We start from the raw sequence: 14,052 nt of genomic DNA on the forward strand, positions 1-14,052 counted from the left end.
TTGACCACCCCACCCGCCCCCGCGGACCGACTGCTACCCCTGACCGGCGCCCAGTCGGGCATCTGGAACGCGCAACGGCTGGAACCGGACTCGCCGTACTACGTGGTCGGGGACGTGGTGGAGATATCCGGCGGCGAGCTGCCGATCGACCCGCGGGCGCTCGCCGAGGCCGTCCGGGCGACCACCGAGGAGGCCGAGAGCCTGCGCCTGCGGGTGTACGACACCCCCGCGGGACCGCGCCAGACGGTGAGCGACACCCCGGTGGAGCCGCCCCGGATCATCGACGTCGGCGGCGCGAGCGACCCCACGGCCGCGGCAACCGCCCTGGTCGAGGCCGAGCGGGCCCGCGCGGCCGAGACCTGCCGCGAGATGGTGGACCGGCCGCTGTACGAGCCCGTCGTCATCCGGCTCTCCGACCGGGAGGTCTGGTACACCCAGCTGGGCCACCACCTGGTCTTCGACGGCTACAGCGGAGCCATGGTGGCCCGCCGCACCGCCGCCCACTACACCGCCCTGGTGCGGGGGACCGAACCGCCGCGCGGCACCTTCGGGACGCTCGCGGACGTCGTCGCCGCGGACCGCGAGTACCGGGAGAGCGAGCGCGCGGCGGCCGACCGCGCCTACTGGGTGGACCGGTTCACCCCGCTGCCCGACCTGGACGACGTGCGCACCTCCGCCGAACCCTCCGGCCGCTCGCTGAGCGCCCGCACCCGGCTCACCCCCGAACAGACCGCCCGGCTGCGCGAGTTCGCCGACCGGGAGAAGGCCACCTGGGGCGAGGCGCTGATCGCCTGCTACGCCGCCTTCCTGCACCGCGTGCTGGGCCGCACGGACGTGGTCTTCGCGCTGCCGCTGATGTGCCGTACCGCCGCCGCCGAACTGCGCACCCCGGTGATGGCCGTCAATGTGCTGCCGCTGCGGGTGGACGTGTACGGCGGGGACGACTTCGGCGAGCTGACCCGCCGGGTCGCCGCCACGCTGCGCGAGACGCGCAGGCACCAGCGCTACCGGGGCGAGGACCTGCCCCGCGACCTCGGGGTGCCCGGCGCGGGCGCCCTGCTGCACGGCCGCGGGATCAACCTCAAGGCGTTCGACCTGGCACTGGACTTCGCCGGGGCGACGGGCCTGATGCGCAATGTCGCGGGCGGCCCGCCCGAGGACATGGGCCTGGCGGTGCTGCCCACCCCCGACGGCGGACTGCACCTCGGTTTCGAGGTGGACGCCCGGGACCACGACCAGGAGAGCGTCGACGGCAAACTGGCCGGATTCCGCGCGCTGTTGAACGGCCTGCTGGACGGCCGGACCGTGGCACGCGTGCCGATGGGCGGCGCCGACGGCGAGGTCCCGGCCCCCTGGACGCCCGCGGCCCTGCCCGGCGCACCGCTCCTCGTGCCGGACGCGCTCGACGCCATGGCGGCCACGGCCCCCGCCGGTGACACCGCCCTCGTCTGCGGCCCGGACCGGCTGTCCGCCGCGGAATTGGCGGGCCGGGTACACCGGTTGGCCCGCGCGCTGCGGGCCCGCGGCATCGGACCCGACGATGTCGTGGCCCTCGCCCTGCCCCGCTCCGGCGACCTGGTCACCGCCCTGCTCGCGGTCCTGGACGCGGGCGCGGCCTTCCTCCCCCTGGACACCGCCTATCCGCCGCAGCGGCTGCGCGCCCTCGTCGAGGACGCCCGCCCGGCCCTGGTGGTCACCTCCGGCACGGTCGACGGGCTCCCCTGGGACACCCTGCTCGCCGAGGCCGAACCGCTGTCCGGCGCCCCGCTGGCACCGGCCGAACTGGCCGCGCCCCGCCACCCGGAGCACCTGGCCTACGTCATCCACACCTCCGGCTCCGCCGGGCGCCCCAAGGGCGTGCTCGGCCGGTCGGGGGGCCTCGCCGCACTGCTGCACCACCAGCGCGCCACCGTCGTCGCCGAGACGGAACGCGCCACGGGCCGGCGACTGCGCGTGGCCCACACCTACTCGTTCGCCTTCGACTCGGCCTTCGACCACCTCGTATGGCTGCTGTGCGGGCACGAACTCCACGTCTACGACGCCGAGACGGTCCGCGACGCCGACGCGCTGCTCGCGGCGTACGCCCGGGACGGCATCGATGTCGTCGACACCACGCCGTCGATGGCGGCGGCCCTGGTCGACGGGGGACTGCTGGAGCTGCGTCCGGCCCTGCTCGTCCTCGGCGGCGAGGCCACACCCCCGGCGCTGTGGCAGCGGGTCGTGGCCTCGGGTGTCACCGCCCGCAACATGTACGGGCCGACCGAGGCGACCGTGGACAGCACCACCGCGCCCCTCACCGGGGACGCTCCCACCATCGGCCGGCCGCTCGCGGGCACCCGTGCCTACGTCCTGGACCACGCCCTGCACCCGGTGCCGCCGGGCGCGGTGGGCGAGCTGTACCTGGCGGGCCCGCACCTGGCCCGCGGCTACCTCGGCATGCCCGCTACGAGCGCGGAGCGCTTCCTCGCCGACCCGTACGGGCCGCCCGGCGAGCGGATGTACCGCACCGGCGACCTGGCGCGCTGGGTCCCGGGCCGCGGCCTGGACTACCTGGGCCGTGCCGACGGCCAGGTCAAGGTGCGCGGCCACCGGGTGGAGACCGGCGAGGTCGAGGCCGCGCTGGCCGCGCTGCCCGGAGTCACCGCCGCTGCCGCCGCCGTGCGCTCCGCCCGGCTGGTCGGATACGTCGTGTCCGCCACCGTCACCGCCGAGGCGGTACGCGCCCGGCTGGCCGAGTCGCTGCCCGAACACCTCGTACCCGCCGCCGTGGTGGTGCTCGACGCGCTGCCCCTCACCCCCAACGGCAAGCTCGACCGCGCCGCGCTGCCCGCGCCCGTCGCCGCGGGCGGCGGCCGGGAGCCCCGCACCGAGCGGGAACGCCTGCTGTGCGCGGCGCTCGCCGAGGTGTTCGAGGTCGAACGGGTCGGTGTGGACGACGACTTCTTCACCCTCGGCGGGGACAGCATCACGGCGATCACGGTCAGCGGCAGGCTGCGCGCGCTGGGCCTCGAACTGCGGCCCCGGGACCTGCTGGCCCGCCGCAGCTTCGCCTCCCTCGCCGCCTCCGCCGTACGCGCCGAGGAGAGCGACGAACCGGCCGACGAGCCGACCGGGCCCGTCACCGCGCCGCCCATCGTGCGCGAGCTGCTCGACGCCCACCCGGACATCGACACGGTCGCCGGATACGCCCAGTGGACGGCCCTGCGCGTCCCCGAACTCACCCTCGACACCGCCCTCATGGGCGTACGGACGATCCTCGACCGGCACGACGCGCTCCGGCTGCGCGTCGGCGACGAGGGCCTGGAGATCCTGCCCCGGGGCTCCGTGCCCGCGGTCGTCACCGAGGTCCACGGCGAGGACGCCGCCACGGTCGCCCGGCGGCTGGCAGGCGAACTGGACCCGCGCCGGGGCGATCTGCTGCGGGCGGCCCTGATCCGCACCGGCGCGGACACCCCGGACGAGCTGGTCCTCGTCGTGCACCACCTCGCCATGGACGGCGTCTCCTGGCGGATCGTCATCCCGGATCTGCACGCGGCCTGCACCGGAGGCACCGCGCAGCCGACCGGCACCCCGCAGCCGACCGGCACCCCGCAGCCGGTCGGCACCTCCTGGCGGCGGCACGCCACCGTCCTCGCCGAGCAGGGCGCCGCCGGAACCCGCCGGGACGAACTGGCCCACTGGCGCACCGCCCTCGCCGGTGCGACCCGTCTCGGCGCCCGGCCCCTGGACCGGACGAAGGACACGGTCTCGACCGCCCACCGGTCCGTCACCATGGCTTCCCCGGCCGCCACCGAGGCCCTGCTGACCACGCTGCCCGCGGCCTATCGCGCCGGGGTCGACGAGGTCCTGCTCGCGGCCCTCGTCCTGGCACTGCGGGAGTGGGGCGCCGACGGGGACGCGGTGACCGTCACCCTGGAGGGACACGGCCGCGAACACCTCGATCTCGCCCGCACCGTCGGCTGGTTCACCAGCGAGTACCCGGTGCGGGTACCGGCCGCGGGCGATCCCGGGGAGGTGCTGCGGGCGGCCAAGGAGGCCAAGCGCGGCGTCCCCGCAGGAGGACTCGGCTACGGCGTGCTCCGCCACCTGGACCCGGCGGGCGCCGAACTCGCCGCCGTACCGCCGCCGGACGTGCTGCTCAACTACCTCGGCCGTTTCGCGCCGTTGACCGGCACCGGATGGCAACTGCCCGAGGAGGACGCCTTCTCGGTGCTCGAACCCGGCGCCAAGGCACTGGAACAGGTGCTGGCCCTCAACTGCTTCGTCCATGAAGGGGACACGCCCCGGCTCGCCGTCGAGTGGACGGCCGCCACCGGTGTCATCGGCGCCGACACGGTGGCCGCCCTGCACACGGCGTGGGACCGGGCCCTGGAACTGCTGGCCGACCACGCCCGCCACGCCACCGGCGGCCTGACCCCGTCCGATCTCCCGCTGGTCGACCTCGACCAGGACACCATCCGGGCGCTGGAGCGCTCAGGCCCCGTCGAGGACGTGTGGCCCGCCACCCCGCTCCAGGTCGGACTGTCCTTCCACACCCTGGTCCGCGACGACCCGGACACCGATGTGTACGTCGTCCAGGCCGTGACCACCCTGGAAGGCGAACTCGACCCCGAGCGGCTGGCGCGGGCCGCGCGCGAACTGCTGCGCCGCAACCCGTCGTTGCGGGTGCACCTGGCGCAGACCGGTGACGAGGTGGTGCAGGTGGTGCCCGCCGAGGCCACCCTCGAATGGCGCCGGGACGACGACTTCGAGCGGGCCGTCCGGGCCGAACTGGCGCGCCCCTTCGACCCGTCCGGGCCGCCGCTGATCCGCTTCCTGCTCTCCCGCGTCGGCCCCGCCGCGCACAAACTGGTGATCACCAACCACCACGCGCTGCTGGACGGCTGGTCCATGCCGCTGGTCGGCCGGACCCTGCTCGGCATCTACGCCGAACTGGGCGGCGGCCCGGAGGTACCCCCGGCCGCCGATGTCCGCGAGTACTACCGCTGGCTGGCCGGCCGGGACCGCGAGGCGTCCCTGGCCGCCTGGCGCGCGGCACTCGACGGAGTCGACGGCGCCACCCGGCTGGCACCGGCGACGGTCGGGACCTCGGTCGAGCGGCCCGGCCGGGTCACGCTCGACCTCGGCCCGGACTTCAGCGCACGGCTGCGCGCCTTCGCCCGCGACCGGGGCGTCACCCTGACCACGGTGCTCCAGACCGCGTGGGGCCTGCTCCTCGGCAGGCTCACCGGCCGCGACGACGTGGTGTTCGGCTGCCCGGTGTCCGGGCGGCCCGCCGAGGTGGACGGCGTGGCCGGCATGATCGGCCAGCTCGGCACCACCATCCCGGTGCGGGTGCGGCACACCCAGGACACGACCGCCCGGGACCTGCTGGCACAAGTGCACACCGAGAGCGTCGCACTGGCCGACCACCACCACGTCGGCCTGCCCGCGATCCAGCGGATCGCGGGCACGGGTGAACTCTTCGACACCATGCTGGTGATGGAGAACTTCCCGCTCTCCGACCGCGCCCGCACCCCGCTGGCCCCCGGACTCGACCTGGCCGCGGTCGACATCACCGACGCCACCCACTACGCGCTCACCGTGATCGTGCTCCCCGGGGACACCCTCACCATCGGACTCGGCTACCAGCCGAGCGCCTTCGACGAGCCGACGGTGCGCGACTACGGCCGCCGACTGCACCATCTGCTGCGCGAGATCGTCGCCGATCCCGCACGGCCGGTCCTCGCCCTGCCCCTGCTCGACGAGGACGAGCGGGAGCGGATGCTGCACACCGGCACCGGGGCCCGCCCGGTCCGTGCACGCGGCCCCTGGCTGGAAGAGTTCGCCTCCTGGGTGCGCCGCAAGCCCGACGCCGAGGCCCTCGTCTGCCGCGACCGCGCCCTGACCTACGCGGAACTGGACCGGGAGGCCAACCGGCTCGCGCACGCGCTGATCCGGCGCGGCGTGCGCCCGCAGGACCCGGTCGCGGTGTTCCTAGGCCGGGACATCGAGATGACGGTGGCGCTGTTCGCCGTGGCCAAGGCGGGCGCGGTGTACGTGCCGATGGACGCGAGCTACCCCCGGGACCGGCTGGCGTACATGCTGGACGACCTCGCACCGGCCGCCGCCGTCACCACGGGCGCCGAACTGCCCACCGCCCGCGACCTGCCGGTGCTGCGCCTGGACGACCCGGCCACCCTCGCCGGGCTGCCCGGCACCGACCCGGCCGAGGCCCGCACCGGCCTCACCGAGGACGCGCTCGCCTACGTCATCTACACCTCCGGCACCACCGGACGGCCCAAGGGCGTCGGCGTCACCCACCGCGGCGTACCCGACCTGATCGCCCTCCAGGAGGACGTCGTCCAGGTCACCGAGCACGACCGCTATCTGCACTTCGCCTCGACCGGATTCGACGTGGCGTTCTGGCAGACCATGGTGCCGCTGCTGTCCGGCGGCACCTCCGTGATCGCCCCCGAGGAGGTGCGCGTTCCCGGGGACGAACTGCTGGACTACATCGTCGAGCACCGGGTGACCGGCGTGAACCTGCTGCCGTCGTTCCTGGCCGCGATGCCCGACGACCGCACCGTCGACCCCGAGGTGTTCTTCGTGGTCGGCGCCGAACGCCTCGACCCCGAACTGGCCCGGCGCTGGGGCGAGGGCCGGCGGGCGCTGTTCAACGCCTACGGCCCCACCGAGGTCACCATCAACTCCGTCACCTGGAAGTACGATCCGGACGACCCCGGCCCGCTGCCGATCGGCCGCCCCGACCCCAATGTCCGCGCCTACGTCCTGGACCGCGGTCTGCACCCCGTGGGCACCGGTGTGACCGGCGAGCTGTACCTCGCCGGACCGAGCCTGGCGCGCGGCTATCTCGGCCGGCCCGACCTGACCGCCGCCGCGTTCGTCGCCGACCCCTTCGGACCGCCCGGCGAACGCATGTACCGCACCGGCGACCTGGTGCGCTGGCGGGCCGACGGACAGCTGGTGTTCCTCGGCCGCGCCGACCACCAGATCAAGATCCGCGGCTTCCGGGTCGAGCTGGGCGAGATCGAGTCCGCGCTGACCCGCCACCCCGAGGTGCGCGCCTGTGCGGTGGTCCTGCGCGAGGGACGGCTCGTCGGCTACGTCATCCCGGTCGACGGCGCCGAGTGCGACACCGCCCGGCTCCGCGAGCACCTGGCCGCCGGGCTGCCCGACCACATGGTGCCCACCGCGCTGGTGGTGCTCGACCGGCTGCCGCTGGGCCCCGGCGGAAAACTCGACACCGCGGCCCTGCCCGCCCCCGACACCGCGGCGGCCGACCGGCGCGAGGCCGCAACGCCCGCCGAGGCGATGCTGCTGGAGGTCTTCCGGGAGATCCTCGGCAGCGACGACATCGGGCCCGACGACGACTTCTTCGCGATCGGCGGGGACAGCATCGTCTCCCTCCAGGTGGTCTCCCGCGCCCGCCGCCGAGGACTCGGACTGACCGCGCGGGACGTGTTCGAGGGCGCCACGGTCGCCGGGATCGCCGCCCGCGCCCGGGCCCTCACCGAGGACCTGGCCCCGGCGGTCGGCGACGCCCCGCTGACCCCCCTCATGCGGGACCTGCTGCGCCGCGCGGGCACCGCCGCCGACGGCTTCTGCCAGTGGACGGAGATCTGCGTACCGCCCGGCGGTGACGAGCAGGCCTGGCGGACCGTGTTCGACAAGGTGCTGGCCCGCCATGACGTGCTGCGCGCCCATCTGGTCGCGGACGCGCTGCGGATCCCGCCGGCCGGCACGGTGACCGGAGCCGAGGTGCTGGTCCGGGTGCCGGTGGCGCCTGACCTCACGGCCGAGGGCCTGCGCGCCCTGGCCGACGAGTGGACCGCCGAGACCCGCGCCGCGCTGGACCCGCGCACCGGACCGCTGCTGCGCGCGATCTGGCTCGATGCCGGAGCCGCGAGGCCCGGCCGGCTCGTCCTGATCGCCCATCACCTCCTCGTGGACGGCGTCTCCTGGCGCATCCTGCTGGACGACGTGCGCCACGCGTACGAAGGCGGCACCCCCGCCCGGCACGGGCTGTCCTTCCTGGCCTGGGCGCGCACCCTGCGCGAGGCCGACCGCGGCGCCGAACTGCCGCACTGGCGAGGGATGACGGCCACCGAGGCACTGGCGGCCCGGCCGCTGGACCCCGCCCTGGACACCGTGGCCACCGCCGCGCACCACGAGATCACCCTCGACGCCGACACCACCCGGGCCCTGATCACCGCCCTGCCCGCCGCCCTGCGCAGCACACCGGACGCGCCCCTGCTCGCGGCGCTCACTCGGGCCGTACGCGCCTGGCGGGGCACTCCGCGGCTGCTCGTCGCGCTGGAGAGCCACGGCCGCCCGGCCGACGCGGACCTCTCCCAGACCGTCGGCTGGTGCACCGCCGTCCACCCGATGCTGCTCGACGCCGACGACGACCCGAAGGCGGTCGCCGAACGGCTGCGCGCCCAGGGCGACGGACTGGGCCACGGCATCCTCACCACGGCCGGACTGCTGGACCCGGTCGCACCCGAGATCGCCTGGAACTACCTCGGCCGCTATCCGGGCGCCCCGGACACCGAGACCGCCTGGCAGGCACCGCCGGACGCGGACCCGCTCGGCTCCGGCGGCACCGACGGCATGCCGCTGCCGCACGCGCTGATGGTCAACGCGCTGGTCCGCGAGGACCGGCTCGGTATCCGCCTGACCTGGCCCGGCGCGCTGTTCGCCGGCGCCGAGATCGAGCGGCTGGCCGAACATCTGCGGACCGCGCTGCTCGATGTCGCCGCCGCGCCGGAGATCGGCGGGCTGGAGATCGGCACGCTGGACGCCGGCCGGCCGATCGCCGAGGTGCAGCCGCTGACGCCGTTGCAGGAGGTGATGCTGCGGCACTCGCGCACCGAACGCCCCGACCCCTACACCGTGCAGTCGGCCTTCTCCTTCACCGGATCGCCGGACATCGACGCGCTGCGCGGCGCCGGAGCGGACCTGCTGGCCCGGCACCCGAACCTGGGCGCGGTGTTCCCGGCGGACCTCGCGCTCGTACCGAAGTCCCCGGAACCGGACTTCCGGGTCTGCGAGGGACCCGCCGAGGAAGTGCTGGCCGCCGACCTGGCGGAACCGTTCGACCTGGGCGCGGGCCCGCTGATCCGGCTGACCGTGATCCGCCATGACCCCGGGCGCTTCGACCTGGTCCTGACCAGCCATCATGTGCTCTCCGACGGCTGGTCGGCGCCCCGCATCCTCACCGAGCTGTTCGCCCTCTACACGGCACGGCTGCGCGGCGAGGAGGCGGAACTGCCCGCTCCCGTGCCGTTCGGCGACTACCTCGCCTGGCGCGCCGCCCACGAGCCCGACCTCGGCGTCTGGGCCGATGAGCTGGCGGGTCTGCCCGAAGGGGACTACCTGGGCGCAGGCGAACCGGGACCCGCCTGGCAGGAACCCGAGGTGATCACCTTCGACGCGCCGCTGGTGGACCGGCTCACCCGGCTCGCGGCCCGCCGCGGACTGACCCGCAGCACCCTGGTGCAGGGCGCGTGGGCGGTGCTGCTCGCCCGGCGCTCCGGGCACCAGGACGTCTGCTTCGGCGCCATGGTCGCCTGCCGGCCCCCAGAGCTGGAGGGCGTCGAGGAGATCGTCGGACTGCTCGCCAACACCGTGCCGGTACGGGCCCGGCTGACGGGCACCCTCGCCGAGGCCCTCACCGCGCTCCAGACCCGCCAGCGCACCCTGGTCGAACACCAGCATGTGGCCCTGTCCGACCTGGAACGCGTCACCGGGCGGCGCAGGCTCTTCGACAGCCTCGTGGTGTTCGAGAACTACCCGGTGGACCGGGACCGGCTGCGCGAGCCCGCCCCCGGACTCACCCTCACCGGCACCCGCTTCCGCGAGGCCACCCACCACCCGGTGACCCTGACCGTCATGCCGGACGGCGACACCTGGACCGGCGTGCTCGCCCACCGGTCCGCGGCCGCCGCCGACGGACTCGCCGAGGAACTCCTCGACCTGCTGGGCCACTTGGAGGACCACCTCGACCGTGACGTCCGCACCCTGCTGGAGCGGCGATGACGGAGAAGACCGCCGCACCGGCCGAGAAGGTCGACGGGCCGCTGCTGCGCATCGCGTTCATCCTGGTCCTCGGCACGTTCATGGCGTCCATCGACGCCACGATCGTCAGCGTCGGCATCGACACCCTGGCGGACGAGTTCCATGCCTCGCTCGCCGAGATCCAGTGGGTCAGCACCGCCTATCTGCTGGCCGTCGTCACCGCCGTACCCGCCTCCGGCTGGCTCGCCGACCGCCTCGGCGGCCGGCGGGTCTGGCTGGTCGCCGTGGGTGTCTTCCTGTGCGGATCGGCCCTGTGCGCCCTGTCCTGGTCCGTGACCAGCCTGATCGTCTTCCGGGTCCTCCAGGGCCTGGGCGCCGGGGTGCTGCCGCCGACCGGGCAGGCCCTGCTGGCCCGGATCGCCGGACCCACCCGCACCGGGCGGGTGATCAGCGTCGTCGCGGTCGTCCCGCTGCTGTCACCGGTGCTCGGCCCGCTGGCCGGCGGCGCCCTGCTCGGGGCGGCCTCCTGGCCCTGGCTGTTCCTGGTCAACCTGCCGATCGGAGCAGCCGCGATCCTGCTCGCCCGCCGCCATGTGCCGGTGCTGGAACCGACGTCCCGGCGGGCCGCGTTCGATGTGCGGGGAGCCGTACTGCTGTCACCCGGCCTCGCCGTCCTGGTGTACGGCCTGACCGAGGTCGCCCACGGCAACACGGCCGCGGCGACCGTGGGAGTGAGCGCGGGACTGCTCATGCTGGCGGGCTTCGTCGTGCACGGCCTGCGCACCCGGGGCACCCCGCTGATCGACCCGCGGCTGTTCACCCGGCCCCCGCTCGGCGCGGCGGCCCTGGCCCTGCTGGTCCTCGGCGCGTCCGTGTTCGGTACGACGTTCCTGCTGCCGCTGTACTTCCAGAGCGGACGCGGCCTGTCCGCCTGGGGGACCGGACTGCTGCTGGCCCCCCAGGGGCTCGGCGCGGCGGCCGGATCCGTGCTGGTCAACCGCACCATCGACAAGGTGGCCCCGAGAACCCTGGTGGTCACCGGCGTCACCCTGGTCCTGGCCGGCACGGTCCCCTTCACCCAACTCGACCACGGACTGCCCGACATCGCGATCGCCCTGGCGCTCCTGGTGCGCGGCTTCGGGATGGCCATGATCGGCGCCCCCGTGATGAACATCGTCTACAGCCGGATCGAACCCCAGCAGATCGCCCGCGCCTCCGGAGCGCTCAACCTCCTCAACACCGTCGGCGGTTCCCTGGGGACCGCGGCCCTCGCCGTGGTCCTCCAGGACCGGCTCGGCGCCCGGCACCAGGACGTCCCCGCGGCGTTCGCCGACACCTTCTGGTGGGTCGTCGGACTCGGGCTGCTGGCCGCGGCCGGGACGACGAGACTGCCCCGGACCCGCGCCCTCAGGAGAGCCTGATGATGCACACACTGCCCGCCCCCGCCGATCTCACCACGGCCCTTCCGCTGTCCACCGCGACGGCCCGGGCCGTCGCCGAGCACCGCGAGACCGTCGCCGCCGTACTCGACGGCAGGGACCCCCGGCTGCTCGTGATAGCCGGTCCCTGTTCGGTCCACGATCCCGCCGCCGCCCTGGAGTACGCGAGCCTGCTCGCCGCCGCCGCGCGCCGCTACTCGGACGACCTGGTCGTCGTCCTGCGGGCCTACCTGGAGAAGCCGCGCACGGCGCTGGGCTGGACCGGGCTGCTCAACTACCCCGCCCTCGACGGCAAGAGCGACCTGGCGGCCGGTCTGCGCACCGGCCGCGCCTTCCTCACCGAGGCCGCCGCCCTGGGGCTGCCCCTCGCCTACGAGTTCGTCGACCCGCTCCTCGCGCCCTACCTGGCCGACACGGTGTCCTGGGCCGCGATCGGTGCCCGGACGGTGGCCAGCCAGCCGCACCGGCACCTGGCCTCCTGGCTCCCGATGCCGGTCGGCATGAAGAACTGCGTCTCCGGCGATCTGGCCTCCGCCGTGGACGCCGTCCAGGTCGCCTCCCACCCGCACGCCCTGCCCGTGCTGGCACCGGACGGCCGGCTCACCGTGACGCACACCGTCGGCAACTCCCACGCGCATCTGGTGCTGCGGGGCGGCCGGGTGCCCAACTACGACGCCGCCGGCACCGAGCACGCCCGGTCGCTGCTGGCGGCGGCCGGTCTGCCGCCGTCTCTCGTGGTGGACGCCTCGCACGGCAACAGCGGCAAGGACCACAACCGTCAGCCGGAGGTCGTCGCCGACCTCGCCGGGCGGCTCGGCGACGGGGAGCCGGGCCTCGCCGGTGTGATGATCGAGTCGTATCTCTCCGACGGCCGGCAGGACCTCGCGGCGACCGTGCTGCGCCGGGACGTCAGCGTCACCGACGCCTGCCTGGGCTGGTCCCGCACCCTTCCCCTGCTCGACCTGCTGGCGCGGGCCGTCAACCGCCGCCGTGGCACGCACGCCTGACCCCCACTCATTTGCGAATTAGGTAAGCCTTACCTAAGTTATTCCCGCAGACCCTGTTCCAAGGAGGAATCTCCATGCGAGTCGTCATGTTCGGTTACCAGACCTGGGGTCACCGGACCTTGCAAGCGCTCCTCGACTCCGACCACGAGGTGGTCATGGTGGTCACGCACCCCAGGAGCGAGCACGCCTACGAGAAGATCTGGAGCGACTCCGTGGCGGACCTGGCGGCGGAGCACGGCGTCCCGGTCGTCATCCGCAACCGGCCCGACGACGAGGAACTGCTCACGCTGCTCAAGGAGGCGGACCCGGACATCATCGTCGCCAACAACTGGCGCACCTGGATCCCGCCGCGCGTCTACTCCCTGCCCCGCCGCGGCACGCTCAACGTGCATGACTCGCTGCTGCCGAAGTACGCCGGTTTCTCCCCCCTCATCTGGGCCCTCATCAACGGCGAGAAGGAAGTCGGCGTCACCGCCCACATGATGAACGAGGAACTGGACGCCGGTGACATCGTCGCCCAGCGAGCCGTGCCCGTGGGCCCCTCGGACACGGCGACCGACCTGTTCCACAAGACCGTCGACCTGATCGCCCCCGTCACCATCGGCGCGCTCGACCTCATCGCGTCCGGACAGACCGAGTTCACCCGGCAGGACCGGTCCGAGGCCACCTTCTTCCACAAGCGCGCCGAGGACGACATCCGGATCGACTGGAACTGGCCCGCCGAGGACCTGGAGCGCCTGATCCGGGCCCAGTCCGCCCCCTACCCGGCCTCCTTCACCCACCACCGGGGCAAGCGCCTCGAAGTCCTCGGCGCCGTCGTCTCCCAGAGCCGCTACGGCGGCACTCCGGGCCGCATCTTCTACCGCGAGGGCGACGGCGTGGTGATCGTCGCCGGCGCCGACGCCCGCACCGGCCGCAACCACGGACTGGCCATCACCCGCGTCCGCACCGACGACGGCCGCGAACTGCCCGCGACCGAGTACTTCACGGCCATGGGCGGCTACCTCACCACCCACCCCTGACCGACCGCCCCGCCTCCGACAGCCGACCGGGCCGACCGCGCGAAAGCCGCGGCGGCCCGGTCGGCTGTCCCGCGAGGGTCATTCGCTCTGCCCGGACTCGGGAGGGCTGACGAGGAGCACGGGAAGGCGCGTGCTGTGGACGAGGGTCCGGGCCACCGGTCCGAGACCCGAGACGCGCAGATGGCTGTCCTCGCCGTGACGGCCGAGGACGATCAGATCGCAGCCGTGGTCATGGGCACAGCCGTCGAGGTCCTTGGGGATGTCGGTGTCCTCGCCCCACTCCAGGCGCACCCGGGCACCGTGCGTGGCCCCGGCCCGCAGCGCCTTGTCGTACTCGGCGCTCAGCCAGCGGCGCTGGGCGTCGAGGTCACGATGCTGTTCACCGCCGGTCTCGGTGTGCTGGGCGGGGGTGAGGACGGCGCGGGCGATGACGACCCCGTCGCCGTCGGCGAGCGTCAGAGCGGTGGCCAGGGCCTGGTGGGAGGCGGGTGAGGCGTCCCAGCCGACAAGGATCCGGTGGTACGGGGATACGGACATCGGGGCCTCTCCTGTCTCGTACTGGGT

Annotated in this window: 5 protein-coding genes; 4 read left to right on the forward strand and 1 reads right to left on the reverse strand. The window is 74.3% G+C overall.

What is annotated here, in order from left to right; translation table 11 throughout:
- The 4 genes from AB0N90_RS16825 to AB0N90_RS16840 all read left to right on the forward strand — a co-directional run bounded on the left by AB0N90_RS16825 (position 1) and on the right by AB0N90_RS16840 (position 13,488).
- A complete protein-coding gene (locus AB0N90_RS16825) occupies positions 1-10,041 on the forward strand; it encodes an amino acid adenylation domain-containing protein (protein ID WP_365197100.1) in 10,041 nt (3,346 codons plus the stop codon).
- The gene (locus AB0N90_RS16830) at positions 10,038-11,441 is read left to right on the forward strand and encodes a DHA2 family efflux MFS transporter permease subunit (protein WP_365197103.1); all 1,404 of its coding nucleotides are present in this window, start codon (positions 10,038-10,040) and stop codon (positions 11,439-11,441) included. The genes AB0N90_RS16825 and AB0N90_RS16830 overlap by 4 nt, the downstream gene beginning before the upstream one ends.
- Entirely contained in the window at positions 11,441-12,466 is a 1,026-nt protein-coding gene (locus AB0N90_RS16835) for a 3-deoxy-7-phosphoheptulonate synthase (protein WP_365197106.1), read from the forward strand. Before AB0N90_RS16830 ends, AB0N90_RS16835 begins: the two co-directional genes overlap by 1 nt.
- Positions 12,467-12,540: 74 nt before the next feature.
- Entirely contained in the window at positions 12,541-13,488 is a 948-nt protein-coding gene (locus AB0N90_RS16840) for a methionyl-tRNA formyltransferase (RefSeq protein ID WP_365197108.1), read from the forward strand.
- 78 nt (positions 13,489-13,566) lie between these two features.
- Here the strand turns inward: AB0N90_RS16840 and AB0N90_RS16845 are convergent, their stop codons facing one another.
- Positions 13,567-14,025: a universal stress protein gene (locus AB0N90_RS16845; protein ID WP_361673030.1), complete on the reverse strand. Its 459-nt coding sequence runs from the start codon at positions 14,023-14,025 to the stop codon at positions 13,567-13,569.
- Between the last annotated feature and the right edge of the window lie 27 nt (positions 14,026-14,052).

Source organism: Streptomyces sp. NPDC093018, assembly GCF_040684035.1.
Classification (GTDB): Bacteria; Actinomycetota; Actinomycetes; order Streptomycetales; family Streptomycetaceae; genus Streptomyces; species Streptomyces murinus.

What these genes read in the sequence shown, in the direction of transcription:
- AB0N90_RS16830 (WP_365197103.1), top strand. Translation starts at nt 10,038, where the DNA reads ATGACGGAGAAGACCGCCGCACCGGCCGAGAAGGTCGACGGGCCGCTG.
- AB0N90_RS16835 (WP_365197106.1), top strand. Translation starts at nt 11,441, where the DNA reads ATGATGCACACACTGCCCGCCCCCGCCGATCTCACCACGGCCCTTCCG.
- AB0N90_RS16840 (WP_365197108.1), top strand. Translation starts at nt 12,541, where the DNA reads ATGCGAGTCGTCATGTTCGGTTACCAGACCTGGGGTCACCGGACCTTG.
- AB0N90_RS16845 (WP_361673030.1), bottom strand. Translation starts at nt 14,025, where the DNA reads ATGTCCGTATCCCCGTACCACCGGATCCTTGTCGGCTGGGACGCCTCA.